General features: G+C 50.4%; 26 protein-coding genes and 2 tRNA genes. 21 read left to right on the top strand and 7 right to left on the bottom strand.

Annotated features, from left to right (window positions below; all coding sequences use genetic code 11):
- Positions 1–42 precede the first annotated feature (42 nt).
- On the bottom strand, positions 43–855 hold the full coding sequence (locus tag FOC66_RS05400) for a basic amino acid ABC transporter substrate-binding protein (protein WP_003747411.1): 813 nt from the start codon (positions 853–855) through the stop codon (positions 43–45).
- 76 nt (positions 856–931) lie between these two features.
- Positions 932–1,183, bottom strand: coding sequence for an NGO1151 family protein (locus FOC66_RS05395; protein ID WP_003747410.1), 252 nt, complete (start codon positions 1,181–1,183; stop codon positions 932–934).
- A 165-nt stretch (positions 1,184–1,348) separates the two neighbouring features.
- On the opposite strand from FOC66_RS05395, the gene FOC66_RS05390 reads away from it, so the two are divergent.
- The 4 genes from FOC66_RS05390 to FOC66_RS05375 all read left to right on the top strand — a co-directional run bounded on the left by FOC66_RS05390 (position 1,349) and on the right by FOC66_RS05375 (position 4,446).
- Positions 1,349–2,155, top strand: a complete 807-nt coding sequence (locus FOC66_RS05390) for a hypothetical protein (protein ID WP_003747408.1) — start codon at positions 1,349–1,351, stop codon at positions 2,153–2,155.
- A 121-nt stretch (positions 2,156–2,276) separates the two neighbouring features.
- Entirely contained in the window at positions 2,277–2,837 is a 561-nt protein-coding gene (locus FOC66_RS05385; protein WP_003747405.1) for a DUF3465 domain-containing protein, read from the top strand.
- A gap of 144 nt (positions 2,838–2,981) precedes the next feature.
- Complete coding sequence (gene metZ / locus FOC66_RS05380; RefSeq protein WP_003747403.1) at positions 2,982–4,151, top strand: O-succinylhomoserine sulfhydrylase; 1,170 nt, start codon at positions 2,982–2,984, stop codon at positions 4,149–4,151.
- 88 nt (positions 4,152–4,239) lie between these two features.
- Entirely contained in the window at positions 4,240–4,446 is a 207-nt protein-coding gene (locus tag FOC66_RS05375; protein WP_003747401.1) for a DUF2788 domain-containing protein, read from the top strand.
- Between the two features lie 64 nt (positions 4,447–4,510).
- Here FOC66_RS05375 and FOC66_RS05370 read toward each other — a convergent pair whose 3' ends face one another.
- Positions 4,511–5,302 carry a Cof-type HAD-IIB family hydrolase gene (locus FOC66_RS05370; protein WP_003747399.1) on the bottom strand — a complete coding sequence of 264 codons (792 nt, stop codon included), beginning with the start codon at positions 5,300–5,302 and terminating at the stop codon, positions 4,511–4,513.
- A 197-nt stretch (positions 5,303–5,499) separates the two neighbouring features.
- Positions 5,500–6,891, bottom strand: coding sequence for a 3'-5' exonuclease family protein (locus FOC66_RS05365; RefSeq protein WP_003747397.1), 1,392 nt, complete (start codon positions 6,889–6,891; stop codon positions 5,500–5,502).
- 115 nt (positions 6,892–7,006) lie between these two features.
- Here FOC66_RS05365 and FOC66_RS05360 point away from each other — a divergent pair.
- The 17 genes from FOC66_RS05360 to ylqF all read left to right on the top strand — a co-directional run bounded on the left by FOC66_RS05360 (position 7,007) and on the right by ylqF (position 21,485).
- A tRNA-Arg gene (locus FOC66_RS05360) sits at positions 7,007–7,083 on the top strand.
- A 12-nt stretch (positions 7,084–7,095) separates the two neighbouring features.
- A tRNA-Glu gene (locus FOC66_RS05355) sits at positions 7,096–7,170 on the top strand.
- Positions 7,171–7,338: 168 nt separating this feature from the next.
- Positions 7,339–9,564, top strand: a complete 2,226-nt coding sequence (locus FOC66_RS05350) for a DNA internalization-related competence protein ComEC/Rec2 (protein WP_003747394.1) — start codon at positions 7,339–7,341, stop codon at positions 9,562–9,564.
- 421 nt (positions 9,565–9,985) lie between these two features.
- On the top strand, positions 9,986–10,606 hold the full coding sequence (locus FOC66_RS05345) for a phosphoribosylanthranilate isomerase (RefSeq protein ID WP_003747392.1): 621 nt from the start codon (positions 9,986–9,988) through the stop codon (positions 10,604–10,606).
- Between the two features lie 36 nt (positions 10,607–10,642).
- Positions 10,643–11,245: a hypothetical protein gene (locus tag FOC66_RS05340; RefSeq protein ID WP_003747391.1), complete on the top strand. Its 603-nt coding sequence runs from the start codon at positions 10,643–10,645 to the stop codon at positions 11,243–11,245.
- A gap of 4 nt (positions 11,246–11,249) precedes the next feature.
- Positions 11,250–11,660: a hypothetical protein gene (locus FOC66_RS05335; RefSeq protein ID WP_003747389.1), complete on the top strand. Its 411-nt coding sequence runs from the start codon at positions 11,250–11,252 to the stop codon at positions 11,658–11,660.
- Positions 11,661–11,772: 112 nt separating this feature from the next.
- Entirely contained in the window at positions 11,773–12,975 is a 1,203-nt protein-coding gene (gene trpB / locus FOC66_RS05330; protein ID WP_003747387.1) for a tryptophan synthase subunit beta, read from the top strand.
- Positions 12,976–13,176: 201 nt separating this feature from the next.
- The gene (locus FOC66_RS05325) at positions 13,177–14,082 is read left to right on the top strand and encodes a DMT family transporter (RefSeq protein ID WP_003747385.1); all 906 of its coding nucleotides are present in this window, start codon (positions 13,177–13,179) and stop codon (positions 14,080–14,082) included.
- Positions 14,083–14,137: 55 nt separating this feature from the next.
- Positions 14,138–15,427, top strand: coding sequence for an adenosylmethionine--8-amino-7-oxononanoate transaminase (gene bioA / locus FOC66_RS05320; protein WP_003747383.1), 1,290 nt, complete (start codon positions 14,138–14,140; stop codon positions 15,425–15,427).
- A complete protein-coding gene (bioD, locus tag FOC66_RS05315; protein ID WP_003747381.1) occupies positions 15,424–16,080 on the top strand; it encodes a dethiobiotin synthase in 657 nt (218 codons plus the stop codon). The genes bioA and bioD overlap by 4 nt, the downstream gene beginning before the upstream one ends.
- The gene (locus FOC66_RS05310; protein ID WP_003747379.1) at positions 16,070–16,561 is read left to right on the top strand and encodes a chorismate--pyruvate lyase family protein; all 492 of its coding nucleotides are present in this window, start codon (positions 16,070–16,072) and stop codon (positions 16,559–16,561) included. Before bioD ends, FOC66_RS05310 begins: the two co-directional genes overlap by 11 nt.
- A 231-nt stretch (positions 16,562–16,792) precedes the next feature.
- Positions 16,793–17,659, top strand: a complete 867-nt coding sequence (gene ubiA, locus FOC66_RS05305) for a 4-hydroxybenzoate octaprenyltransferase (protein WP_410505885.1) — start codon at positions 16,793–16,795, stop codon at positions 17,657–17,659.
- A gap of 269 nt (positions 17,660–17,928) precedes the next feature.
- Complete coding sequence (gene ptsN / locus FOC66_RS05300) at positions 17,929–18,378, top strand: PTS IIA-like nitrogen regulatory protein PtsN (RefSeq protein ID WP_003747374.1); 450 nt, start codon at positions 17,929–17,931, stop codon at positions 18,376–18,378.
- Positions 18,379–18,381: 3 nt separating this feature from the next.
- Positions 18,382–19,344, top strand: a complete 963-nt coding sequence (hprK, locus tag FOC66_RS05295; protein WP_003747372.1) for an HPr(Ser) kinase/phosphatase — start codon at positions 18,382–18,384, stop codon at positions 19,342–19,344.
- Positions 19,325–20,179 carry an RNase adapter RapZ gene (gene rapZ / locus FOC66_RS05290; protein WP_003747370.1) on the top strand — a complete coding sequence of 285 codons (855 nt, stop codon included), beginning with the start codon at positions 19,325–19,327 and terminating at the stop codon, positions 20,177–20,179. The genes hprK and rapZ overlap by 20 nt, the downstream gene beginning before the upstream one ends.
- A 34-nt stretch (positions 20,180–20,213) precedes the next feature.
- Entirely contained in the window at positions 20,214–20,450 is a 237-nt protein-coding gene (locus tag FOC66_RS05285; RefSeq protein WP_036493731.1) for a protocatechuate 3,4-dioxygenase, read from the top strand.
- A 93-nt stretch (positions 20,451–20,543) separates the two neighbouring features.
- The gene (gene ylqF, locus FOC66_RS05280) at positions 20,544–21,485 is read left to right on the top strand and encodes a ribosome biogenesis GTPase YlqF (RefSeq protein ID WP_003747365.1); all 942 of its coding nucleotides are present in this window, start codon (positions 20,544–20,546) and stop codon (positions 21,483–21,485) included.
- 54 nt (positions 21,486–21,539) lie between these two features.
- Here the strand turns inward: ylqF and FOC66_RS05275 are convergent, their stop codons facing one another.
- From FOC66_RS05275 to FOC66_RS05265, 3 genes are all read right to left on the bottom strand, one after another.
- Positions 21,540–22,133: a LolA family protein gene (locus tag FOC66_RS05275; RefSeq protein WP_003747363.1), complete on the bottom strand. Its 594-nt coding sequence runs from the start codon at positions 22,131–22,133 to the stop codon at positions 21,540–21,542.
- 58 nt (positions 22,134–22,191) lie between these two features.
- Positions 22,192–24,414 carry an NADP-dependent isocitrate dehydrogenase gene (locus FOC66_RS05270; protein ID WP_003747362.1) on the bottom strand — a complete coding sequence of 741 codons (2,223 nt, stop codon included), beginning with the start codon at positions 24,412–24,414 and terminating at the stop codon, positions 22,192–22,194.
- 172 nt (positions 24,415–24,586) lie between these two features.
- Positions 24,587–25,789, bottom strand: coding sequence for a beta-ketoacyl-ACP synthase (locus FOC66_RS05265; protein WP_003747360.1), 1,203 nt, complete (start codon positions 25,787–25,789; stop codon positions 24,587–24,589).
- Positions 25,790–25,792 lie beyond the last annotated feature (3 nt).

The raw sequence follows: 25,792 nt of genomic DNA, 5'->3' as shown, positions 1-25,792 counted from the left end.
AAAAGTTTTCAGACGGCCTTTAGTTTGGGAAGTCAAACCAGATTATTTGGCTGCTTCGGCTTTTTCTGCTTTTTCGCCTTCTTTAGCAAAGTATTTGGCGTAAATTTTGTCGTATTCGCCACTTTCGCGTACTTTTTTCAGCGCATCGTTCAACATTTTGATAGTGGCTTCGTCGCCTTTGCGTGCAGCGATACCGTAGTTTTCGATGGTGAAGTCAGGCAGGGAGATGAAATCCAAGCCTTTAGTCGGGTTGTTTTTCACATAGTTGGCAATGACTGCGCTGTCGCTGACTACAGAATCCAAACCGCCGTTTTCCAATTCCTTGATAATCAGGGGAACGCTTTCAAAGCGGGCGATTTTCGGATTGTCGTTGCCCAAGAGTTTGGAAACGGAGAAGTCGCCGGTGTAGCCGGTTACCACGCCGACTTTGGCCATGTTTTTCAGGTCTTCGGAAGAAGCTACTTTTTTGCCTTTTGGAACGAGGACGACTTGGGTAATTTCAAAGTATGGGTCGCTGAAGAGCATGCTTTGTTTGCGGTCGTCAGTGATGGTTACGCCGGACATTACGATGTCCACATCGCCGTTGTTCAGAGAAGGGAAGAGGCTTTCCCAAGGCTGGTGTTTGAATTCGACTTTGAAGTTGCCGGCTTTGGCCATGGCATTCATCAAATCTACGTCAAAACCTTCTACTTTGCCGGCAGAATCCAAAGATTCAAATGGGGCAAACTCGGCGTTGGAGCCGACACGGTACACTTTATCGGCAGGAGCAGAGGCATTATTGCTTTGACCGCCGCAGGCAGTCAGGGCAAGGGCGGAACAAGCGAGGGCAGTGGCCAGCCATTTTTTCATATTCATGATATGTGCTTTCTTAATAAAATGTTAACGGATAAAATCTTAGTTTAGCATAATTTTGTGAACAAACTAGCCGAAATCAGTGGTCTTTTTCTCGGAAAAATGCGTAGGTTACGTCATGGAAGAGGTCGGTGTGCGGACTGCCTTCGTAGCTCAATTCCGCCAACGCGTCTTCAAAGGCAAGCTGGATGGATTCTACGGCATCGTTGGCCATGTCGGAGGGCAGGGAACGGATAAGGCCTTTGAGGGCGGTGGCGAGGACATGGTTTTGCATACGCAAAACGTCGTTGGCTTCTTCCAAGTATTCGAGGCGTTGTTCGATGCTGCTCATGATGTATCCTTGAGGGTATATTAAATAAAATAGTGATTATATAGTGAATTAATATTAAAATGTTACGCTTGCGCCGGCTTGCCGGATATGTCCAACCATCGGCCGCAGTTCAAGCGTTTTTTGTTTGAATGCGGTTCACAATAAAAATGAAAAAACGAGATTATTATGGAAAACAACCGTCTTGACCCCACAGCCCTCGAGGAAGAAGACCTGAATTGGGAAAAACGCTTGGAAAGATTGCGTCAGGCACGACAATTCAATACCGCGCCGACCCATGCGCCATTGGTCAAAAAATCGGAAGAGGCTGTCGATGTCGCGCCTAAAACCGCGCCTAAAAAAGAATATAAACTGGATGCCGACAATCGCGAAAAAGTGCTGCAGGAGTATTTGTACCGTTGGCAGCTGGAACACAATACCGCCCTTGCCGAAGATGGCGAAGCAGTGGAAACCGATGCGATGGTGGTCTTGCAGGACAACTGGTTGAGCGCGCAATCGGCATTGCAGGCTGCGGCTTCAGAGCGTCATATCGAATCGACGCGCACCGTCAGACTGAATCCGAAATCGGGTGCCGTAGATTTTGATGTGGCTGAAGTGGAAGAAACTGAAAAACCGGAAAATGATGATGCGCAAGCGGCTGAAGGGGCGGTTTCAGACGGCCTTGAACCTGAAAAAGAACCGGCCGTCAATGTCCATATCAATGTTTTGAACCCGCTGACGATTGGCCGTCGGGAAGTGTTCTGCGTTTCTGAAAAAGATTTGACCGAGCGTCTGATTAAACGTTTGCGCCCCCATGTGGCCGATGCGGTCAATGGCATGATTCGGATTGCCGTGCAAAAACAAATGGCCGTGTTCACTTACCAGTTGCAGCAAATGCTCAACGAGCAGGCGCCGGGTTTGGTGGAAGATGTATTGGAACACAACGTCAAACGTATTCTGGACGATATGAAGGTTGAAATGAAATACCGCCGCTGAGTATCCGGGCCGTCTGAAAAGTTTCAGACGGCCTTTGGTATAAATTTCCCTTAAAATTTTGCGAAGCGTGTATAATGGCGGCTCACGTTTTCGTGATAAATATCCTTTCTAAATAGTTGATATGCCCGATGCAGAATCGGGCATTTTTTTTGAGATTGTTATGAATAAAAACAAAATCATTGTATTGCTGATTGCTTTGGTTGCCGTATTTGCCTATCAAAAAATGCAAAACAAGCAGCCGCTACAATCGCAGCATCAGCAGAAAATAGAAGCCGTTCAAAAACAAAACAATGCAGGCGGAGAAAACGCCGATACGGCTCAACAGCAAACCGGTTCGGGCAAACAATCGGCAGAAGCGGTTTTGAAACAGGCGTTTGAAAACGAACAAAGCGATATTCAGGTTGAGGGCGAGGGCACGGTATGGAAAACCCTGCCGGATGACAACAAAGGCACGCGCCACCAACGCTTTATCTTGAAGCTCTCCAGCGGACAGACGCTTTTGGTGGCACACAATATCGACCTTGCCGATAAGATTAAGGGTTTGAAAAAAGGCGATAAAGTAGCGTTTTACGGCGAATATGAATGGTCTGAGCAGGGCGGCGTTATCCATTGGACGCACCATGACCCGTCAGGCCGGCATACTGACGGCTGGTTGAAACACGACGGCCGCCTTTATCAGTAAAAACGGTTTTCCTGTTTTTTCAGACGGCCTGAAACACGGCCTTCGGCTTGAAAGATGGTAGAAATCGGCGCAAAATGTTAACAAGTTAAACAGACGGAAAAATATTGTTCCGTCCATTGGAATACACAGTAGATTGGAGAATAAATGAACAAAAAACTTCATCCGCAAACGCTGGCCATCCGGGGCGGCAAAGAGCAGACTGAATATCGCGAACACAATCAGGCGCTGTTTTTGACCAGCAGCTTCATGTGGGAAAGCGCGCAACATGCGGCAGATTTGTTTTCCAAAAAAATTAAAGGCTTTACCTATACCCGTACAGCCAATCCGACTACTGCCGCTTTTGAAAAACGCATTGCCGCATTGGAAGGCGCAGAGCGCGCGGTAGCCACTTCGACCGGTATGTCCGCAATTCAGGCAGCGTTTTTTACCTTCTTGCAAGCAGGCGACCACGTTGTTTCCAGCCGCAGCCTGTTCGGCACGACCGTCGGTTTCATCAACAACATTGTTACCAAGTTCGGCATCGAAGTCAGCCATGTATCGCCGGTTGATGTAGATGAATGGAAAGCGGCCATCAAGCCCAATACCAAACTGTTTTTCTTGGAAACTCCGTCCAACCCATTGGGCGAAGTTGCCGATTTGGAAGCGCTGGCTGAACTGGCGCACAGCATCGGCGCGCTTTTGGTGGTGGACAACAGCCTCTTGTCGCCCGTCGGCTCGCAGCCTTTGAAACACGGTGCGGATATTTCCGTTTCTTCCGCAACCAAAGCCATCGACGGCCACGGCCGCGTGATGGGCGGCGTATTGGCCGGTTCGGAAGAGCTGATGACGCAAGTTGCCATATATTGCAACTCTTGCGGTTTGGCAATGTCTCCGTTTAACGCATGGCAGTTGTTGAGCGGCGTGGAAACCCTGTCGCTGCGTATGGAAAAACAATTCGATAACGCCCTGAAAATCGCCCAATGGCTGCAACAACAGCCGCAAGTCCAAGCCGTGTACTACACCGGTTTGCCCGACCATCCGCAAGTTGAACTGATCCGCAAGCAACAAAACGGCGGCGGCATCGTTATCGGCTTTGAAGTCGCCGACCAAGAAGCTGCATGGAAAGTCGTGGACGGTGTGGAGCTTTTCTCCCGTACTGCCAACCTCGGCGACGTGCGCTCGACCATCACCCATCCGTGGACAACCACGCACGGCCGGATGCAGCCTGAAGAAAAACTCGCCGCCAATATCCGCCCGGGCTTGATCCGCCTCTCTGTCGGTTTGGAACACATCGACGATTTGATTGATGATTTGCAACAAGCATTGAACAAATAATCTAAAAACAAATTTCAGACGGCCTTAAAATTTAATAGGCCGTCTGAAAGCAATCAAACACACATCTTAAGAATAAAAGGAAAAAATAATGTCTGAAGCAGAATTCGCCTCGTGGGCAATGAAGATCCTCCTCACCGGCCTGATTATCTTTTTGGGTTTTATCGTTTGGAACTTGGGTAAAGAATCCAAGGCCGGCAAATTCGGCATTGCCATGCTCTTCTTGGTTTTGGGCTTGGGCGTGTTTGGATTTGTATTCAAAGAATTGCTGATTAGCTTTTTGGTATTGCCGAAATAAGCAGGAAGTTTATAGATAGAACAAGGCCGTCTGAACATTTTCAGACGGCCTTTTGATTTGATAATTAAATTACGCCCAACTCTTGCAAGCCGCGCAATACACCATCTTCATCGACACTTGGGCAGACGAATTGTGCGGCGGCTTTGGCCGCTTCTTCGCCATTGCCCATGGCAACGCCAAAGCCGACGGTTGACAGCATTTCAAAGTCGTTGAAGCTGTCGCCGAACGCCATTACTTTGCTCATATCAATTCCCAGTTTTTCCACTGCGTGGGCGATGCCCCGTGCTTTTGAACCTTCTTTGCGCAGCAGGTCCACAGCATATTCATGCCAGCGGACGGATTTGAAGCCGTGTTGTTGAATCAGCGGTTGCAGGATTTTTTCTTCTTCCTCATCCACAAAGACCAACATTTGATAAACAGGCTGTTTGCGGAAATATTCTTTGTCAGTCAGGAAGTTGGGCAAGATATGTGATAAGCCTTCGACAACGCGCGGCGAATGGGAGGAAACGGCAATTTCTTGGTTGTTGACGAATGCGTAGTCTATTTTGTGTTGTTCAAGCAGGTTGATGGCGGTTTCGATGTCGGCAATATTCAACGGGTAACTTTGCAGGGGTTCGCCGCGAAAGGAAATATATTGGCCGTTGATGGTAACGAGCATGTCGATGCCGCATTCTTGAATCAAGGCTTTGACTTTGGTGGGAAAGGCGGCTTCCGGACGGCCGGTGGCAATGGCAGTCAAAATGCCTTTGGCTTTTAATGCGCGCATGGCTTGGGCAACCGAAGGGCGCAAGGTATCCGTGTATTTGCGGTAGAGGGTGTCGTCGATGTCAAAGAAGATGATTGCAGGGTTGTTCATGGTTTACTCGTTGGGCTGGGTATACACAGCTTTCATTGAAAATTGTGTGAACAGCTTGTGTATAAATTGGTTTAGTATTTGATTGCTATTATAAAAATAAGTTCTGATTAAAATTTAGGCAGTTTTTGTGTTGAGAATAAAGCGGAAAGTTATCCACATCAGGCCGTCTGAAAATTTGGTTTTCAGACGGCCTTGTTTTAAGCAATCAGACGGATATTTTCTTTGTCTTGCCTGAATTTGTTTTTAATCACGATAGGCAGGCTGCTGTCGAAATACCAGCTGCCGTCAGGCAAAGCCAACGCACCGCCGGCGCAGAGCAGGGTAATGCTGTTTCCGGTCAGGGGGTCGGTTTCGGTAATTTCAATTTCGTGCGCTTTGCCCCAATCGGTTACAGGGAGTAGGGCGGCAAGCTCGGTAATGCGTTGGTTTTGATGTTTGATACCGTTTGGCTGGCGGCAGTTGCCGTTGCATTTTCCGACAGCCTCGACAGGGCAGGGTTCGCCCTTTGCGTAGCTGGTCGGCAAAATATTGAGCGAATCCGGGCAGAGTCTGTGTTCTTGCGACCATTGCGCCAAAGCGCGTTTGGCTGCTTTTTTGTGGGCAAACAAACCGTATGGACGCCAGTTTCTGGTGCCGCTATTTAACAAGACAATGCGTGCTTGAAGGCTACCGTGTTCATCAGCGATAAAGCGGACGGTTGAAAACGATGTGGATTTTTCAGACGGCATCAGTTGGTATTCCTGCATGGTCTGGGCTTTGAGCCATAATGTATGGAGCTGACCGACTGCCGGAATAAAACGGATGGAGGCTGCGGCTTTGATGTGCGGCGGCAGTTTTTTGCTGTGCAGCAGGGTGGCGGTTTCACTGTATGCGCGTTCGTGTGCTTCAATGGCCTGAGCTTTGCCGAAATGGTCAAACCAAACCAATACGCCGTAACTGTCGGGCAGGGTATAGAGCTGTTGGGCGAGCGAATCAGGCAGCCAAGTGGGCAACATTTTCGGATTCATCAACACACGGACATGTTCATCCCATTGTTGGTGATTTTTTTCTGTCAAACTTAATTCGAGATAATCACACAATGCGACAACATCGGTCATGGCGCGGTGGCGGTTGGCCGTCTGAATGCCGGTGCGTTCGATAATGCTGTCGAGGCTGTGTTTGTAAAACTCAGGATACAGGCGGCGCGACAGTTGAACCGTACAGAGCGAGGGTGCGGCAAAGTCAGTATGGATACGGGCAAATTCGTGGCGCAGGAAGGTGTAGTCAAAGCGGCTGTTGTGGGCAACAACCACTGCACCTTGCAACAGTGGCAACAAATCGGCTGCAATATCGGCAAAGACAGGCGCGTTTTTCACCGTTTCATCATGAATTCCGGTCAGCCTGGCAACAAATTCGGGAATGCTGCGGCAAGGATTGACCAATTGCTCGTAATGTGTGGCGCGTCCTTGCTCAAAACGAACAAGGGCGACTTCCGTTATCCTGTCTTGATAGAAATTTCCACCGGTCGTCTCCAAATCCACCACGACCACAGGCCGTCCCAAACGGGAAAATGCTTCGGATAAGAGCGGCCAGCGTGCGAAATCTGACATTTTATTCTCTGTAAATTCAATAGCAAATGCGCATTTTACACGCTGTCTGCAAGTTTTCCAAATAAAACGCTTGACAGGAAACAGTCCACTCTCTATAATTCGAATCTTTCTTGATGCACTCGTAGCTCAGTTGGATAGAGTATCTGGCTACGAACCAGAGGGTCGGGCGTTCGAATCGCTCCGGGTGCGCCACAGAAAATCTCCGCGCCCATCGTCTAGCGGTTAGGACATCGCCCTTTCACGGCGGTAACCGGGGTTCGATTCCCCGTGGGCGTGCCAGTTTATAAAAAAGCGCAATCTGTTTCAGATTGCGCTTTTTTGCGTCTATCGGCTTTGAAATAATTTAAGCATATCTTTTATCTGATAACGGTTAATCGACATTTGTCATAATCTACTAAAAGCATTTATTATTACATATCTAATAATCATAATTTAAGGGAAACGTTCATGGCGTGGCGGTTTGTGTTGCCTGCTTGGGTGGTTGGGGTAGTGCTTTCGTTTGCGTTGCCGTTTGTGCCGCCATGGTGGGCTTGGTTGTCTGTAATGATGGGTGCGCTTGCGTTGTGTCGAAGATTTGCTGTGGCTTGGTTGGCGCTGGCCGTCTGCATGGGCATGGCGTTTGGTGTGTGGCGGACCGGGCTGGTTTTGGCCGATCAATGGCCTGTAGGGGAGGTGGCGGCTAAAGTTTTAACGGTTGAAGTGGCGGATATGCCGCGTGATGATGGTCGGCGCGTGCAGTTTGCGGCAAGGGCTTGGGATGAGCGTGGTCAGGCTTTTGATTTGATGTTGTCAGATTATCAGCGGCGCGATTGGACGGTGGGCAGTCGGTGGTCTGTGTCGGCGCGGGTAAGGCCGGTAATCGGTGAAGTGAATGTGCGCGGTTTGAACCGTGAAACATGGGCTTTGGCCAATGGTATCGACGGCATGGGTACTTTGGGGCGCGATAGGAAACTTGTGCGGCAAGGCGGTGCTTTCGGTTTGGCTAATATACGTGATGCGGTAAGCCGAAGTTGGCAGGGAACGGCGGACAAATATCCTGAGTTTTCAGACGGCATAGGGTTGATGCGTGCTTTGAGTATTGGTGAGCAATCGGCGTTACGGCCGCCTTTGTGGCAGGCATTCCGTCCTTTGGGGCTGACGCACTTGGTCAGTATTTCGGGCTTGCATGTAACGATGGTGGCGGTATTGTTTGCCTGGCTGATCAAGCGGGTTTTCCGTTACTTGCCGTGGATTCCGGCGAAACCGCGTGTGTGGATATTGGCCGGCGGTGTTGCCGGGGCTTTGTTTTATGCGCTTTTGGCCGGTTTTTCCGTACCGACGCAACGCAGTGTGTTGATGTTGGCTTCGTTTGCGTGGGCATGGTGGCGCGGCAGTAGCGGCTCGGGTTGGGCGGCATGGTGGCAGGTTTTGGCCGTTGTTTTGTTGTTGGACCCGTTGGCCGTATTGGGTGTGGGAACGTGGTTGTCTTTCGGCTTGGTTGCTGCTTTGATTTGGGTTTCATCAGGCCGTCTGAAAGAGTCGGGCTGGCGTTTGGCTGTACGGGGACAATGGGCGGCGACGGTATTGTCGGTGGTATTGCTGGGCTATTTGTTTGCTTCGTTACCTTTGCTCAGTCCCTTGGTTAATGCGCTGGCTATTCCTTGGTTTTCTTGGGTGTTGACGCCGTTGGCTTTGCTGGGTTCAGTTTTTCCGTTTGAACCTGTCCAGTTGGTAGCGGCATTTTTGGCGGAATATACTTTACGCGGTTTGGTATGGCTGGCTACGGTATCGCCTGAATTTGCCGTTGCAGCGACGCCCGTGCCTTTGCTGGTGTTGGCGATGATGGCGGCTTTGCTGTTATTGCTGCCTAAAGGAATGGGCTTGAAACCTTGGGCATGTTTGGTTTTATTGGGTTTTGTGTTTTACCATCCTGCCAAGTTGGAGGAGGGGGTGGCAAGAGTTACGGTGATGGATGCGGGGCAAGGTTTGTCGGTGTTGATACAAACGCGCAACCGCAATCTTTTGTTTGATACGGGAACGGAGCAAGTGGCGCAAACAGGTATTGTGCCGAGTTTGAACGCGATGGGTGTGCGCCGTTTGGACAGCTTGATTTTGTCGCACCATGATATTGACCATGACGGCGGTTTTCAAAGTGTAGCGGCTGTTGGTACCGATAAATTGCTTGCCGGACAACCTGAGTTTTATCCGAATGCAGAGTTTTGCCAAGAAGACAAATGGCAATGGGACGGCGTAGATTTCGAGTTGCTCAGGCCGTCTGAAAATACGGGTAAGGAAGATAACGATCAAAGCTGCGTATTGCGTGTCGTGGCAAACGGCCAAGCCTTGTTGATAACCGGCGATTTGGGCGTGAAGGGCGAGGCCGGTTTGATTGAGAAATACGGCAATGCGTTGTATAGCCAAGTGTTGGTATTGGGACATCACGGCAGCAGCACGGCTTCGTCAGGCAGCTTTCTGCATACGGTTTCGCCGCAATATGCCGTGGCATCCAGCGGCTATGCCAATGCCTACAAACATCCGACCATTGCCGTACAAAATCGTGTCCGTGCGCACGGCATTACTTTGTTGAGAACAGATTTGTCAGGCGCATTGGTGTTTGTTTTGGGGCAAGATGATGTGTTCCGAGGCCGCCTAAAAAAGGATAAGTTTTATTGGCAGAAGAAACCGTTTGAGTAAAAAGGATAACAGGCCGTCTGAAAGACTTTTTCAGACGGCCTTGATATTTTTTTATTATTGACGGGCATTATCCAAATTTTGTGTGAATCCAATTGTGGATAGTTTGGTTTAATTATTGATAATAAAGAATAAACTAAATTTGATTAAATAATAGGCAAATAGAAAAGAGAAAAATAATTACAAAGTTATTAGTAATTATCGGTATGATATTCTGTATATCAAGCAGAGCCTAAGGCAGCACAGAGTTCTTGCGCTTCTACAACGAAGACGCTGCGCAGCTGACGGCCGCCAATATTATCGGCTGATGGTTGTTTTGAAGTTTAAGGCCGTCTGAACTTGATATTTCATGTTCAGACGGCCTTAAACTTTGTGTTTGTTAACTATATAATATCCGCCCCATCTGTTTAAAAAGGCCATCGCCATGAACACCATACGCACCAAAATTTGCGGTATTACCCGACCTGAAGACGCGCTGGCTGCGGCCGAATTGGGTGCGGATGCCATCGGGCTGGTGTTTTACGCCAAGAGTAAACGGGCTGTGAGTATTGAGCAGGCACAGGCGGTTGTGAAAAACCTGCCGCCGTTTGTATCGGTAGTGGCCTTGTTTGTGAATGAAAACGAGCAAGCCATCCGTGAGATTTTGCGTCAGGTGCCGATAGATGTGATTCAGTTTCACGGCGATGAAGACGATGATTTTTGCCGTCGGTTTGACCGCCCGTATTTGAAGGCCGTGCGTGTACAGTCCGCTGCCGATATTCAGACGGCCTGTGCCAAATTTCCGAATGCCCGCGCCTTGTTGTTTGATGCCTATCATCCGACCGAATACGGCGGTACGGGACAAAGTTTCGACTGGACCATGTTGCACGGCAATATCGGCAAACCGTGGATACTTGCCGGCGGATTGACTGCGGAAAACGTTGCCGAAGCGGTGAAAATCAGTGGCGCGGCGGCGGTGGATGTGTCCGGCGGCGTGGAAATCTCCGGCGGGGTTAAGAGCAGAGAGAAAATGGCGGCGTTTATTCAGGCAGTAAAGGCCGTCTGAAATTTTGTTTGAATTCAAAGCAACCGGAATACAGATATGCAAGAGCCAATCGTTGAGTCCCACCCCTTCGCAGCCTTGTTGCCGCCGCAGGCAACGGTCATGATGATGGGGACGTTTCCGCCTAAAGAAGAAAAACACGCGATGCAGTTTCATTATCCGAATTTTCAAAACGATATGTGGCGCGTGTACGGGCTGGTGTTTTTCGGCGATGCGGCGCATTTTCAAAAGCAGGGCGAAAAGGCGTTTGATGCCGATAAAATCAAAGCGTTTTTAAGTGAGAAGGGCATTGCATCCTGTCCGACCGTATTGAAGGCAATACGCGAACATGGCAATGCTTCGGATAAGTTTTTAAAAGTGATAGAAACCGTCGATTTGGCGGCAGTATTGGCGCAAATGCCCGAGTGCTGCCATCTTTGCACCACCGGCGGTAAGGCAACCGAAATTTTGTTGGAGATTCAAGGCAGCGGCATGAAAATGCCGAAGACAGGCGAAACAGTACCGTTTCCCTATGCGGGGCGTGAGTTGACCTTGACGCGCCTGCCTTCGACTTCGCGTGCCTATCCTTTGAGTTTGGCGAAAAAAGTGGCGGCGTATCGGGCTTTTTTTGAAACGGCTGGATTGACTGTTTTTCAGGAGTAGGACGATGGACCGTTATGAAATCTCTTTAATGACGTTTATGGCTTTGTGGTGGCTTTTTAATGTCGTCTCAGTGTGGCTGAAGGCCAAACAATGGCATATCAAGATATTATTGGGCGGAACGCTTTTGTATGTGATACAAATATCTGCAGTCATTATGTCTGTTAACGGCCTTAATTGGATATTTTTGAACACAAGTACCATAAATACCAATGAGTTGATTATTGCTTTGCTTGTGCTTAACTTTCTGGGTTGTTGGTTGCTGGCATTGTGGCTGGGAATGTTGGCACTAAAAATATGCCTGAGAAACAAAAACGAAGAAAAATATATTGCGCCGCCGTTGGGTGCGGCATTGCTTGCAACATCGAGCAGTACGCTGTTGTTCCTATTTTGTCTGCTGATATTATTATTCAATTAGTTGCCGACAAGATGAATGGAAAACGGCTATAATTGCTGACAATTTTTACTTTCAGACGGCCTTTTACTGAATCAGGCCGTCTGAAACCATAAAACGAACAAGGAAAAATCCCATGAAAAATTATCACGCTCCCGACGAGAACGGCTTTTTCGGCGAACACGGCGGTCTGTATGTTTCCGAAACCCTGATTCCTGCTTTGCAAGAATTGGCAGAAGCCTATAAAGCGGCGAAAGAAGATCCTTCATTTTGGGAAGAGTTCCGCCATGATTTGAAACACTATGTCGGCCGTCCCAGCCCTGTTTACCATGCCGCGCGATTGTCCGAGCATTTGAGCGGCGCACAAATTTGGCTGAAGCGTGAAGATTTGAACCACACCGGCGCACACAAAGTCAACAACACCATCGGTCAGGCATTGCTCGCTCGCCGCATGGGCAAAAAACGCGTGATTGCCGAGACAGGCGCGGGTCAGCACGGCGTGGCTTCCGCCACCGTTGCCGCACGCTTCGGCATGACTTGCGACGTGTACATGGGTGCGGACGACATCCAACGTCAAATGCCCAACGTGTTCCGCATGAAATTATTGGGTGCGAACGTGGTCAGCGTCGACAGCGGCAGCCGTACATTGAAAGACGCGATGAACGAAGCCATGCGCGAATGGGTGGCCCGCGTGGACGACACGTTCTACATCATCGGCACTGCCGCAGGCCCGGCGCCGTATCCCGAAATGGTACGCGATTTCCAATGCGTGATCGGCAATGAAGCCAAAGAACAAATGTTGGAAGCCATCGGCCGCCAACCTGATGTTGCCGTTGCCTGCGTGGGCGGAGGCTCGAATGCCATCGGTTTGTTCCATCCCTATATCGAAGAAGAAAACGTGCGTTTGGTCGGCGTAGAAGCCGGCGGTTTGGGCGTGGATACGCCAGACCACGCCGCACCGATTACCAGCAAAGCCCCTATCGGCGTATTGCACGGTTTCCGCAGCTATTTGATGCAGGACGAAAACGGCCAAGTCTTGGGTACGCACTCCGTTTCCGCAGGCTTAGACTACCCAGGCATCGGCCCGGAACACAGCCATTTGAACGACATCAACCGCGTGGAATACACCGTTGCCAAAGACGACGAAGCACTCGAAGCCTTTGACTTGCTCTGCCGTTTCGAGGGCATTATTCCTGCGCTGGAATCCAGCCACGCCGTTGCTTGGGCGGTAAAAAATGCGCCGAAAATGAGCAAAGACCAAGTGATTTTGGTCAACCTCTCCGGTCGCGGCGATAAAGACATTAATACCGTGGCAAAACTCAAAGGCATTGAGTTGTAAGCCTTATTGATTGAGCAGTAAAGGCCGTCTGAAAAAGCTGGGTTTCAGTCTTTCAGACGGCCTTTGTTTCCGTAATGATTCAGCGTAGTATTTTATCCGCGCAAACTCTATCAAGTATCGGCGGCTAAGGAAATTTATCCTTCCAAACTGCGCTTGTACGTTTTCTAAACCGATTATCCAAGTTATCCATTTATTGTGATTATGAAACATTTGGCAATCCATCTAAAACTATTGGGCATGGCGGCGTTTTGGGGCGCATCTTGGCCGATGGGGCGGATGTTGGGACAGGCGCTGCCGCCTTTAACGGGCGGTATGCTGCGCTTTTTGACGGCGGCGATCTTGCTTTTGGGTTGGCTGTTTGCACGGTATCGGTTGCGTACTTTGGCGGTTTTGTCGCGTAAACAATGGCTTGGTTTGGCATTGGCGGCAGCATTCGGCGTATTTGGTTTTACTGTGTTGTCTATGCTGGGTTTGCAGCGGATTCCTGCTTCAAGGGCGACGGTGTTGGTCACGTTCAATCCTGTGTTGACGATGTTTTTTGCGGCTTTGCTGTTTGGCGAAAAACTCAACGGCAAGATTGTGTCGGGCATGTTGTTGGCAGTGGCAGGCTCGATATGGGCGGTCACGCATGGCGAGATTGCGGCATTTTTGTCGGGCGGCGGCATAGGGTGGGGCGAAGTGCTGGTGTTTTGCAGCCTTTGCTGCTTGGTTACTTATACGATGATAGGCCGGGCGGTGTTGCAGGGGATTGACGCGCTGACGGTTACCGTGGCCACCGCTTGGTTGGGTGCAATGATGTTGCTGCCGCCTGCGCTGATTTCAGACGGCCTGCCGTTTGGTATGCTTGCCGAAATGGACGGCAGGGGCTGGTTTGCTTTGATTGGCTTGTCTGTCGGTGCAACGGTCTTGAGCTATGCGTGGTACTTCGAGGGCGTGAAGACTTTGGGCGCAGGCAGCGCGGCGGCGTACATCACTTTGGTGCCGGTATTCGGCATTTTGTGTTCCGCTTGGTTTTTGGGCGAGGCATTGCATGTTTCCTTGGTTGCCGGCTGTTTGGCGGCCGTAATCGGATTGGCGCTGATGCAATATGGAAGACGTGCCGTCTGAAAAGGTAAAGATGTTATATAATAACGAAAATTGTCAATCTGTCTTTAAAAAGAATATGTCCGAACCGTCCTCCCTGCTCGATTTCGACCGCACCCATCTGCTCCATCCCTATACGTCCATGACCGACCCGTTGCCTGTTTATCCGGTGCGCCGTGCGGAGGGCGTGCATATCGAATTGGCGGACGGTACGCGGCTGATTGACGGGATGTCGTCTTGGTGGTGTGCGATACACGGCTATAATCATCCCATTTTGAATCAGGCGGTTGAGGCGCAGATTAAACAGATGTCGCATGTGATGTTCGGCGGTTTGACGCACGAGCCTGCGGTGGAACTGGGCAAATTATTGGTTGGGATTTTGCCGCAGGGGCTGGACCGTATTTTTTATGCGGATTCGGGTTCGGTTTCGGTAGAAGTTGCGCTGAAGATGGCAGTGCAATACCAGCAGGCGCGGGGTTTGACCGCGAAGCAGAATATTGCGACGGTGCGGCGCGGGTATCACGGCGATACTTGGAACGCGATGTCCGTCTGCGATCCGGAAACGGGGATGCACCATATTTTCGGCAGCGCTCTGCCACAGCGTTATTTTGTCAATAATCCGAAAAGCCGTTTCGACGATGAGTGGGACGAGGCGGATTTGCAGCCTGTCCGCGCCTTGTTTGAAGCGCATCATGCGGATATCGCCGCCTTTATTTTGGAACCGGTCGTGCAGGGCGCGGGCGGTATGTATTTTTATCATCCGCAGTATCTTCGCGGTTTGCGCGATTTGTGCGACGAATTTGATATCGTGTTGATTTTTGATGAAATTGCCACCGGATTCGGGCGCACGGGCAAGATGTTTGCCTGCGAACACGCGGAGGTCGTACCGGATATTATGTGTATCGGCAAGGGCTTGAGCGGCGGCTATATGACGCTGGCGGCGGCAATCACTTCGCAAAAAGTCACCGAAACGATTTCGCGCGGCGAAGCGGGCGTGTTTATGCACGGCCCGACATTTATGGCAAACCCGCTGGCGTGTGCCGTTGCCTGTGCTTCGGTCAAACTGCTTTTGTCCCAAGATTGGCAGGCAAATATCTGCCGCATTGAAAACATCTTAAAAGGCCGTCTGAAAACCGCATGGGACATTCGCGGCGTGAAAGACGTGCGCGTTTTGGGTGCCATCGGCGTGATCGAGCTGGAAAAAGGCGTGGATATGGCGCGTTTTCAAGCGGACTGCGTGGCGCAGGGCATTTGGGTGCGCCCGTTCGGCAGGCTGGTGTACCTCATGCCGCCTTACATCATTTCAGACGGCCTCTTGACCGAACTTGCCGACAAAACCGTACAAATTTTGAAGGAACACAGCAAATGAAAGGCGTTTACTTCGTCAGCGGCATAGACACGGACATCGGCAAAACCATCGCCAGTGGCATGTTGGCAAAACAATTGTTGCAGCAGGGCAAAAACGTGATCACGCAAAAGCCCGTGCAAACCGGTTGCCAAAACATCGCCGACGACATCGCCGTCCACCGCAACATCATGGGCATACCCATGCAGGAAGCCGACAAACAGCGGCTGACCATGCCCGAAATCTTCAGCTATCCCGCCTCGCCCCATCTCGCCGCCCGTCTGGACGGCAGGGCTTTGGACTTGAACAAAATCCGCACCGCCACGCAGCAATTGGCGGCACAATACGAAATCGTATTGATCGAAGGCGCGGGCGGATTGATGGTTCCTCTGACGGAAAACCTGTTAACCATTGATTATATTCAGCAACAGGCTTATCCCGTCATTCTCGTTACCAGCGGACGGCTCGGCAGCATCAACCATACCCTGCTCAGCTTCGCCGCGCTCAAACAATACGGTATCAGCTTGCACAGCCTGATTTTCAACCATATTCACGACAGCAAAGATGAAACCGTTGCCGGCGATACCTTGGAATATCTTAAAGGCCGTCTGAAAGATGAGTTTCCCGAAGCCAAATGGCAGGAGTTGGCCAAAACAGAGGTGGTAAATGGCGTTTGATATACCGCGTGGCACACTTTGTTCATATGCCGAAGCTTCAAGTCTTCTGCCGTCTAAGGCCGAACATTTGCTGACCGTTTCTTCGCTAACCGCTGCGTTGCGCGCTTCAGGTAAGGATTTTTCAGTCGAGCCGGTGTATTTGGGTTTGACGAAGGGAGCAGAAAACGGAGACGAAATCTTTGTGCGCGATGTTTTGCTCAAACTGGACGGCGAAACAGTGATACAAGCCAGAAGCGCGTGCCGGCCGGATAGCCGTCTATGGACTGAATTATTGGATTGCGGAACGCAGCCTTTGGGAGAGCGTCTGTTTGACGGTACATTGCCATTGAAACGTTCGGATTTTGAGTTTCTTCGTTTTAAAGATGCCGATCATCCGTCTTTCAGACGGCCTGTTACTGCGCGCCGTTCGTATTTCGATTGGAACGGCGAAATATTGGAATTAACAGAATATTTCTTATTGAAATTAATGGATTTATACTGATAAGGCCGTCTGAAAAGAAAACCGATTGCCGAGATTTGTCATAATTCTGTTATAATACAACAAATTAAATCATTAAGATTCGTTTGATTTCAGACGGCAATAAATTATAATAAGAGCTAAGGCTCTAAAAATGCCTTTCATTCAGCATCAATACATATACAACGACACATTACACCAATGAACATACGGCGCTTTTTCCTACAATTTTTACCGCGTTACGCTGTCGGACGGATGGTGATATACGCCAAACTGATGCGCATCGACAAACCCATCGGCACCCTGCTTTTGCTGTGGCCGACTTATTGGGCATTGTGGATTGCGTCTAAAGGCGTTCCCGACGCGGATATTTTTATTGCCTTTACTGCAGGCACGTTTTTAATGCGCAGCGCAGGTTGCGTCGTGAACGACTTTGCCGACCGCAATTTTGACGGTGCAGTAGAGCGCACCAAAAACCGCCCGTTTGCCAAAGGTTTGGTTTCCAAAACCGAAGCGTTGCTTTTGACCGTCATGCTGTGTCTGATGGCGGCCTTGTGTCTGGTGCCGCTCAACCGCTTTACTTGGCTGATGAGCCTTCCGGCCTTGTTTCTGGCCGTCACATATCCCTTTACCAAACGCTTTTTCCCGTTGCCGCAGTTTTATTTGGGACTGGCATTTTCGTTCGGCATTCCCATGGCCTTTGCCGCCGTGCAAGGCCGAGTGCCTCCCGAAGCGTGGCTGATGTTTACCGCCAATGCCTTATGGACGCTGGCTTACGACACGATTTATGCCATGGCGGACAAAGAAGACGATTTGAAAATCGGCATTAAAACTTCGGCAATCACATTTGGCCATCACGACATTAGCGCAACCATGCTTTGCCATTTTTGGTTTACGGTATTGATGGCGGTGTTGGGTATCAAAATCGGCGCAACTTGGCCGTATTGGCTGGTATTGCCGATAACCGCGTATTGGCAGTGCCAACAATATGCCGCCATCCGTACGCGCGACCGTCAGTTGTGCTTCCAAACATTTTTGGCCAACAACCGCATCGGCTTGGCATGGTTTTGCGGATTGGTCTGCCATTATTTTTGGTTGTTTTTGGTGTCCAAATTGTTTTAAAAAACGAGGCTGGGGCCGTCTGAAAAGAAAGGGAAAAGGAGTATGCCGGACATACTCCTTTTTATTTAAACCGCGATTTAGCCAATGATGGAATTTTTACTTTAAATTAATTATAATCAAATGGTTGGATTATTTTCGGCTCGTTAAAAAATATCAAAAACAACATGGAAAATGTTAGCGGGACGAGTGTAAATTACGCCTTCAGGATTGAGATTTGCACCGACAATCGGTACAATCCCATTGTTTTGCGACATTTAAAAGAGATACATATGAGCCTGATCGGCGAAATTTTACCTTTGTCCCATATCGTTTTGGATTTGGAAGTCAGCAGCAAAAAGCGTCTGTTTGAAGAGGCCGCACAGCTGCTGGAGAATGAAGCAGAATTACCGAATGCCAACGTGTTCGACTGCCTGTTTGCCCGTGAAAAACTCGGTTCGACCGGTTTGGGGCAGGGGGTGGCGATTCCCCACGGCCGTCACGCATGCGTGAAAAAAGCCACCGGTGCGTTTATCCGCACCAAAGAGCCGGTCGCCTTTGATGCGCCCGACGGCAAACCCGTTTCCCTGATTTTTATCCTGCTTGTGCCTGAAAACGCTACCGGCGAACATTTGGAAGTCTTGTCCAAACTGGCCGGCAGATTCTCTCAAAAAGCCGTCCGTGAAGCATTGATGGCCGCGACTTCTGCCGAAGAAGTACGCACACTCCTGACCGAAGAGTAATTCATGCCCAGCATATCCGTCCGCCGCCTGTTTTCCGACAATCAGCACAAACTCGAACTTGCTTGGGCTGCCGGCAATTCCGGCGCGGACAACCGTATCGGTGTCGAAGCCGATAAACCCGTCTTGGCCTTGGTCGGCCACTTAAACTTTATCCATCCCAACCAAATTCAAGTTGTCGGCGTAGCCGAAGCCGAATATTTACGCCGTCTGGAATCGGGCGAACTCAACTATGATTTCGGCGAGCTTTTCGACATTCCCATGTCTTTGGTCATCGTCGCCAACGGTCTGCCGGTTTCGCCCAAATTGCGCGATTATTGCCATACCAACAGTATCCCTTTACTGACATCCAAACAGGAAAGCCCGCACTTGATGGACGTTTTGCGGATTTATCTGCAACGCACATTGGCGACTTCCACCATCAAGCACGGCGTATTTTTGGATGTATTTGAAGTGGGCGTACTCATTACCGGGCAGTCCGGCTTGGGTAAGAGCGAATTGGCATTGGAGCTGATTTCGCGTGGGCACAGCCTGATTGCCGATGATGCGGTCGAACTCTTCCGCACCGGCCCGGAAATGCTGGAAGGCCGTTGCCCGCCTATGCTGCGTGATTTCCTCGAAGTACGCGGTTTGGGCATACTCAATATCCGCCATATTTTTGGCGAAACCTCCATCCGTCCGAAAAAAATCCTCCAGCTGATTATCAATTTGGTTCCGGCCGACGACGGATACATGAAACAACTCGATCGATTGAGCATCCGTACCGAAACAGAATCTATCCTCAACGTCAGCGTCCGTTCCGTTACCCTGCCTGTTGCAATCGGTCGAAACTTAGCAGTATTGGTTGAAGCTGCAGTGCGCAATTACATCCTTCAATTGCGCGGCAAAGACAGCACCAAAGAATTCCTCGAACGCCATCAAACACAACTCAAAGAAAACGAACAAAACCATGAAAATCGTCCTGATTAGCGGCTTATCCGGCTCAGGAAAATCCGTAGCCCTCAAGCAGCTCGAAGATTTGGGCTATTACTGTGTCGATAATCTTCCCTTGGAAATGCTTCCGTCGTTGGTTTCGCTCCACATCGAACGTGCCGATGAAACCAAACTCGGTGTCAGCGTTGACATCCGTTCCGGTATCAATATTCAGGAAGCGCAAGAGCAAATCCAATATTTGCGTCATGAAGGGCATCAAGTCGAAGTCCTCTTTATTGAAGCAGAAGAGGGCGTGTTGGTACGCCGCTTCTCGGAAACCCGCCGCGGCCATCCTTTGTCCGGCCATAATCTGACCTTGTTGGAAAGCCTGCAAAAAGAACGCGAATGGCTCTTTCCGCTCAAAGACATTGCATATTGCATCGATACGTCCAAAATGAATGCGCAGCAGCTGCGTTATGCCGTTCAACAATGGCTCAACATTGAACGCATCGGTTTGCTGGTTATTCTTGAGTCCTTTGGTTTCAAATACGGCGTTCCCAATAATGCCGACTTTATGTTTGACATGCGCAGCCTGCCCAATCCGTATTACGATCCTGAATTGCGCCCCTTTACCGGTATGGACAAACCCATTCAAGATTATTTGGACCAGCAGCCTTTGGTTCAAGAAATGGTTGATGATATTGAGCATTTCTTAAACCGCTGGCTGCCGCGTCTGCAGCAAGAGAGCCGCAGTTATGTGACGATTGCCATCGGTTGTACCGGCGGTCAGCACCGCTCCGTTTATGTTGTGGAAAAACTGGCCGAGCGCCTCAAAGGCCGTTACGAACTCCTTGTCCGCCACCGTCAGGCTCAAAGCTTGGCAGGACGCTAACTTGCCGTTTCAGACGGCCTCAAAGGAAGAAACCATGAAAAAAATCAGTCTGACCGCATTATCCCTGCTTATCTTGACCGCCTGTGCAACAGAGCCTGTAACAGCTTACCGTTGGCACCGCACCGGCGCGAGCGAAGCTGAAGTTTCCCGCCAAATCAATACCTGCAAATCACAAGCTCAAAATGGAACCAAACGTGGCAATACATCCAAAACGTTTGAGCAATGTATGGATGAAGCAGGTTATTACAGCTATGAACATGGCAACCTCTAAATCCTGATTGACCGATTATCCCAATACCGAGGCCGTCTGAAAAACAATGATTGTTCAGACGGCCTCAGATACGAATAGAAAGAATAAAAAGACATGGCTATCCAATGGTTTCCCGGCCACATGAACAAGGCAAAAAAAGCCATTGCCGAACGCATTAAAAGCGTTGATATGGTGATTGAGATGTTGGACGCGCGTATGCCTGCTTCCAGCGAAAACCCTTTGCTTGCCCAGTTGTCCAAAGGCAAGCCCAAACTGAAAATCTTAAACAAACAAGACCTCGCCGATCCTGAGCGCACTAAAGTTTGGCTCGAACACTACAACAGCCGTCAAGATACCCGCGCCATTGCGCTGGATTCTTCCGAAACCGGCGCGCATGGAAAAATTACCCAAGCCTGCCGCGCCATGATTCCGCATCGTCAAGGTATCGAGAAGCCGTTGCGTGTTCTGATTTGCGGTATTCCCAACGTCGGCAAATCCACCTTGATTAACGGCATGATCGGCAAAAAATCTGCCAAAACCGGTAATGAACCCGGTATTACCAAAGCCGAACAGCGCCTTTTCCTTGCCGACGATTTCTGGCTTTACGATACCCCCGGTATGTTGTGGCCAAAAATTATCGTTGAAGAAGGCGGCTATAACCTTGCGGCCGGCGGTGCAGTCGGGCGTAACGCTCTGGACGAAGAAGAAGTGGCGCTTGAGCTTTTGGATTACCTCCGCCGCCATTATCTGGCTTTGTTGCAAGAGCGTTATCAAGCCGACAAAGATCCAAGCAGCCATTGGGACGATACTTCTTGGTTGGAGTGGATTGCCAAAAAACGCGGAGCGGTTTTGAGCGGCGGACGAATCAATTATCAAAAGGCCGCTGAAAATATACTGACCGATTTCCGCGAAGGAAAAATCGGCAGAATCACGCTGGAAACGCCAAACCAATGGGAAGCTTGGCTGAAAAAAGCTAGGCAGAAAGAGGCCGAACTTAAAGCCATACGCGAAGCCAGAAAGGCGGAACGAAAAGGGCAGCAGCCTTCAGCCGATTAATACAAAAGGCCGTCTGAAATCTATTTTCAGACGGCCTTTTGTTGGAATAGACAATTACAGGGCGGTACGGCTGAAGCTGTCCAGAGCTTTATCGGTTTGGATTTGGTTGAACTGCATGGTGGTTTTGTCGCCTTGCTTTTCGTCCAATTCGATTTTACGCACCAGCGTATCGCCGTTGATTTCGATACGGTTGAAAATTTGGCGGGTAATGGCGGTTTTCGGAGTCAGGGTCAACGTCCATTTTTTTTCGTTGCCGTTTAATTTCAAATCAAATTGTTTTTCCAAACCTTGAGTATTGCCGCCCAAAAGGTCGAGGAAAAGTTTGATTTGGCGGCTTTGGCCGTTGAGCTTGCTGGCATTTGGGTTGACCCATTGGCTGCCGTTCCATTGCATGATGCCGTCTGAACGCACGCGCAGGGTGGTTTCAAATGGTTTTTGCATTTTCCAGAGCAGGCCTTTTTGTGGGACAAGGGTAAAGCTGCCGCTGGTGGTCATGGGTTTGCTGAGGGATTTGAGCTGGCGTTGTTGGACAAAATTGCCTTGCACGTTTTGCGGTTTTTGCAGGGTTTGTGCCAATTCGGCAGGGGAAAATGCCCACAAAGCCGGAGCACTGATGAGGAGAGTAAGAGAAAGAATGGTTTTTTTCATTGTGTTTCCATAAGGTTTGAGGCCGTCTGAAAGTTCAGACGGCCTTTTATTACTTTAATTATAAGGCTGACAATGCCTGATTAAAGGTTGCGCTCGGACGCATCGCTTGCGCGGCTTTTTCAGGATTGGCTGCGTAGTAGCCGCCGATGTCGACCGCTTTGCCTTGTACGGCAGAGAGTTCTTCAACGATTTTGGCTTCGTCGGCAGTCAAAGCGGCTGCCAACGGTGCAAATGCGGCTTTCAGTTCGGCATCTTTGTCTTGCGCTGCCAATTCTTGCGCCCAGTAGAGGGTGAGGTAGAAATGGCTGCCGCGGTTGTCGAGTTCGCCTGCTTTGCGTTTGGGCGATTTGTCGTTCAACAGCAGTTTTTCGGTGGCGGCATCCAAAGTGTCGGCGAGGACTTGGGCTTTGGCGTTGCCGGTTTTTTGCGCCAGATGTTCAAACGAGACGGCGAGCGCGAGGAATTCGCCCAAAGAGTCCCAGCGCAAGTGGTTTTCTTCGAGGAACTGTTGGACGTGTTTCGGTGCGGAGCCGCCCGCGCCGGTTTCAAACATACCGCCGCCGTTCATCAATGGAACGATGGACAGCATTTTCGCACTGGTGCCGAGTTCCAAAATCGGGAACAAGTCGGTCAGGTAGTCGCGCAGGACGTTGCCGGTTACGGAAATGGTGTCTTCGCCGTTTTTCAGACGGCCCAAGCTGAATTTAGCGGCTTCTTCAGGCGCGAGGACGCGGATGTCGAGGCCGTCGGTATCTAGTTCGGCAAGGTAGGTTTTAACCTTGGCGAGCAGGCTTTTATCGTGCGGACGGTTTTCATCGAGCCAGAATACGGCTGGTGTATTGCTCAGACGGGCGCGGTTGACGGCGAGTTGTACCCAGTCTTTGACGGGCGCGTCTTTGGTTTGGCACATACGCCAGATGTCGCCGGCTTCAACATTGTGTTGCATCAGGACATTACCTGCTGCATCAATGACTTGAACTTGGCCGTCGGCTTCGATTTCGAAGGTTTTGTTGTGTGAACCGTATTCTTCGGCTGCTTGCGCCATCAGACCGACGTTAGGAACGGTACCCATGGTTGTCGGATCAAACGCACCGTGTTCGCGACAGAAGTCGATGGTTGCTTGGTAAACGCCGGCATAGCTGCTGTCGGGAATGACGGCTTTGGTATCTTGCGCTTTGCCGTCTTTATCCCACATACGGCCGGAGTTGCGGATCATCGCGGGCATGGAAGCATCGACGATGACATCGCTAGGAACGTGCAGGTTGGTGATGCCTTTGTCGGAATCAACCATGGCCAAATCAGGGTTGGCGGCGTAAACGGCGGCGATTTCGGCTTCGACGGCAGCGCGGGTGTCCGCATCCAGTTTATCCAGATTGGCAAGCAGGTTGCCGAAGCCGTTGTTGACGTTGACACCTGCGGCAGCCAATTTGTCGCCGAATTTTTCAAATACAGGTGCAAAGAATACTTTGACGGCGTGTCCGAAGATAATCGGGTCGGACACTTTCATCATTGTGGCTTTCATGTGCAGCGAGAACAATACGCCTTTTGCTTTTGCGTCTTTCACTTGTTCGGCAAGGAAGGCGAGCAGGGCTTTTTTGCTCATCACGGTCGCATCGATGATTTCGCCGGCTTTCAGGGCAACAGGCTCGCGCAGCTCTTTTTTGTTGCCTTGTTTGTCGGTGAACACGATGGATACGGAAGTCGCATCGGGTACGGTAACGGATTGTTCGTTATGGAAAAAGTCGCCGCTTTGCATGGTGGCAACGTGGGTTTTGGAATCTTTGGTCCATGCGCCCATGCTGTGCGGATGTTTTTTCGCAAAGTTTTTCACTGCTTTAGGCGCGCGGCGGTCGGAGTTGCCTTCGCGCAGGACAGGGTTGACCGCGCTGCCTTTGATGCGGTCGTAGCGTTCGCGTACGGCTTTTTCTTCATCGGTTTGCGGGTCGGCGGGATAGTCGGGGACGGCAAAGCCTTTAGACTGCAATTCTTTAATCGCGGCAGTCAGTTGCGGTACGGACGCGCTGATGTTCGGCAGTTTGATTACGTTTGCATCGGGTTGTTTCACCAGTTCGCCCAACTCGGCAAGCGCATCGGGTACGCGTTGCGCTTCGGTCAGGTATTCGGGGAACGCCGCCAAAATACGGCCGGAGAGAGAAATGTCGCTGGTTTTGACATCAATGTCGGCGTGGCGGGTAAACGCCTGCACAATCGGCAACAGGGATTGAGTGGCCAATGCAGGAGCTTCGTCGGTGTAGGTATAGATAATGGTGGATTTAGTCATGGGTTCATTCTCTATGTAGGTTAAGTTTTTCTTTTCGGGCACATCGCGAGATGAAATGTGCTAAGCCTATTATGGCATATTTCGGCGGATTTGGTTGTTGTTTTGATGTTATTGTTTTTTAAGTTGCGGAAAAGAAAAAGGCCGTCTGAAAAGACAGCCTAAATATAAGGACTTATCCGATAATCAAAACGGCATTGCTGCCGCCGAAGGCAAAAGACGAGCTGGCGGCAATGCGTTTTTCAGACGGCCAGCGGCTGTTGCCGTCGGTCAAAGCGATGTTGGGCAGCTCGGAATCGGGTACATTGTCCCATTGTTGGGGCGGCAGTTTGCCTTCCGGATTGTATTGGCGGTTGACCATCAACCAGGCAAACGCGGCTTCGATTGCACCGGCTGCACCCAAAGTATGACCGGTGGACGGCTTGGTTGAGGTGCAAAGGGTGTGGCTGCCAAATACTTCGGCAACGGCCCGGCTTTCCATGCTGTCGTTGTGCTGCGTGCCGGTGCCGTGTAGATTGATCCAGCCGATGTCTTCCGCTTTCAAACCGGCTTTATCCAAAGCAGCCTGAAAGGATTGGGCTGCACCCAAACCGTCTGGGCGGGGCGAAGACATATGGTAGGCATCGCTGCTTGCACCGTAGCCCAGCAACTGCATTTCGCCGTCAAAATCGGCATCGCGCGTCATCACGAAAAATGCGGCCGCTTCGCCGATATTGATACCGTTGCGGTTGGCGGAAAAAGGCTTGGCAATGCCGTCTGAAAGCACTTCCAAAGAGGCAAAACCATTGATCGTCAGCGGAGAAAGCGTATCTGCGCCGCCGCAAATCACGGCATCACACAATCCGGCACGAAGCAGCCGGGCTGCGCTGATGAGGGCGCGTGCGCCGGAAGTGCAGGCGGTGGAAACGGTATAGCGCAAGCCGTCCAGACCGTAAACTTGGGCGATAAATTCGGAGGGCGAAGCCATGGTGTGTTGCAGCTGTTTGAACGGAACATTCGTCCATGCACCGCCTTGGACAACGTGTTGGAACAAAGGGATATTTTCGTCTGCGCCACTGGTGGACGTACCGGTAACGACAGCGACCCTTTCTTTGCCGTAACGGGCAATGGCCGTCTGAATCAGTCCGTCTATTTGCGAAAGCGCGTGCAGGATAAGCTGGTTGTTGCGGCTGCGGTGTGCTTCGGGGATGTTGTCGGGCAGGGGCATCAGGGTTTCTTTGACGGCACCGAAAGCATGCGTTTTGCCTTTTACCCATTGGTCTGAAAAAGTCAGGGGCGTGTTTTCAGACGGCGTGAGTAAGGCTTCGGCATGAACTTGCAAGCCGCTGCCCAATGCGCTGGTCAGTGCCGGACGGCTGAGATAAACAGGAGTATTCATGAA

Source organism: Neisseria mucosa (assembly GCF_013267835.1).
Taxonomy (GTDB): Bacteria; Pseudomonadota; Gammaproteobacteria; order Burkholderiales; family Neisseriaceae; genus Neisseria.
This window is presented reverse-complemented; position numbering and strand designations above follow the sequence as displayed.

Excerpts from the sequence above, each read along its gene's own strand:
- FOC66_RS05390 (WP_003747408.1), top strand. The coding sequence starts at position 1,349 with ATGGAAAACAACCGTCTTGACCCCACAGCCCTCGAGGAAGAAGACCTG.
- FOC66_RS05395 (WP_003747410.1), bottom strand. The coding sequence starts at position 1,183 with ATGAGCAGCATCGAACAACGCCTCGAATACTTGGAAGAAGCCAACGAC.
- metZ (WP_003747403.1), top strand. The coding sequence starts at position 2,982 with ATGAACAAAAAACTTCATCCGCAAACGCTGGCCATCCGGGGCGGCAAA.
- FOC66_RS05275 (WP_003747363.1), bottom strand. The coding sequence starts at position 22,133 with ATGAAAAAAACCATTCTTTCTCTTACTCTCCTCATCAGTGCTCCGGCT.
- FOC66_RS05365 (WP_003747397.1), bottom strand. The coding sequence starts at position 6,891 with ATGTCAGATTTCGCACGCTGGCCGCTCTTATCCGAAGCATTTTCCCGT.
- FOC66_RS05345 (WP_003747392.1), top strand. The coding sequence starts at position 9,986 with ATGAACACCATACGCACCAAAATTTGCGGTATTACCCGACCTGAAGAC.
- trpB (WP_003747387.1), top strand. The coding sequence starts at position 11,773 with ATGAAAAATTATCACGCTCCCGACGAGAACGGCTTTTTCGGCGAACAC.
- FOC66_RS05385 (WP_003747405.1), top strand. The coding sequence starts at position 2,277 with ATGCCCGATGCAGAATCGGGCATTTTTTTTGAGATTGTTATGAATAAA.
- bioA (WP_003747383.1), top strand. The coding sequence starts at position 14,138 with ATGTCCGAACCGTCCTCCCTGCTCGATTTCGACCGCACCCATCTGCTC.
- FOC66_RS05335 (WP_003747389.1), top strand. The coding sequence starts at position 11,250 with ATGGACCGTTATGAAATCTCTTTAATGACGTTTATGGCTTTGTGGTGG.
- hprK (WP_003747372.1), top strand. The coding sequence starts at position 18,382 with ATGCCCAGCATATCCGTCCGCCGCCTGTTTTCCGACAATCAGCACAAA.
- FOC66_RS05350 (WP_003747394.1), top strand. The coding sequence starts at position 7,339 with ATGGCGTGGCGGTTTGTGTTGCCTGCTTGGGTGGTTGGGGTAGTGCTT.
- ptsN (WP_003747374.1), top strand. The coding sequence starts at position 17,929 with ATGAGCCTGATCGGCGAAATTTTACCTTTGTCCCATATCGTTTTGGAT.
- FOC66_RS05285 (WP_036493731.1), top strand. The coding sequence starts at position 20,214 with ATGAAAAAAATCAGTCTGACCGCATTATCCCTGCTTATCTTGACCGCC.
- FOC66_RS05370 (WP_003747399.1), bottom strand. The coding sequence starts at position 5,302 with ATGAACAACCCTGCAATCATCTTCTTTGACATCGACGACACCCTCTAC.
- ubiA (WP_410505885.1), top strand. The coding sequence starts at position 16,793 with ATGGTGATATACGCCAAACTGATGCGCATCGACAAACCCATCGGCACC.
- rapZ (WP_003747370.1), top strand. The coding sequence starts at position 19,325 with ATGAAAATCGTCCTGATTAGCGGCTTATCCGGCTCAGGAAAATCCGTA.
- FOC66_RS05270 (WP_003747362.1), bottom strand. The coding sequence starts at position 24,414 with ATGACTAAATCCACCATTATCTATACCTACACCGACGAAGCTCCTGCA.
- FOC66_RS05310 (WP_003747379.1), top strand. The coding sequence starts at position 16,070 with ATGGCGTTTGATATACCGCGTGGCACACTTTGTTCATATGCCGAAGCT.
- FOC66_RS05400 (WP_003747411.1), bottom strand. The coding sequence starts at position 855 with ATGAATATGAAAAAATGGCTGGCCACTGCCCTCGCTTGTTCCGCCCTT.
- bioD (WP_003747381.1), top strand. The coding sequence starts at position 15,424 with ATGAAAGGCGTTTACTTCGTCAGCGGCATAGACACGGACATCGGCAAA.
- FOC66_RS05325 (WP_003747385.1), top strand. The coding sequence starts at position 13,177 with ATGAAACATTTGGCAATCCATCTAAAACTATTGGGCATGGCGGCGTTT.
- FOC66_RS05375 (WP_003747401.1), top strand. The coding sequence starts at position 4,240 with ATGTCTGAAGCAGAATTCGCCTCGTGGGCAATGAAGATCCTCCTCACC.
- ylqF (WP_003747365.1), top strand. The coding sequence starts at position 20,544 with ATGGCTATCCAATGGTTTCCCGGCCACATGAACAAGGCAAAAAAAGCC.
- FOC66_RS05265 (WP_003747360.1), bottom strand. The coding sequence starts at position 25,789 with ATGAATACTCCTGTTTATCTCAGCCGTCCGGCACTGACCAGCGCATTG.
- FOC66_RS05340 (WP_003747391.1), top strand. The coding sequence starts at position 10,643 with ATGCAAGAGCCAATCGTTGAGTCCCACCCCTTCGCAGCCTTGTTGCCG.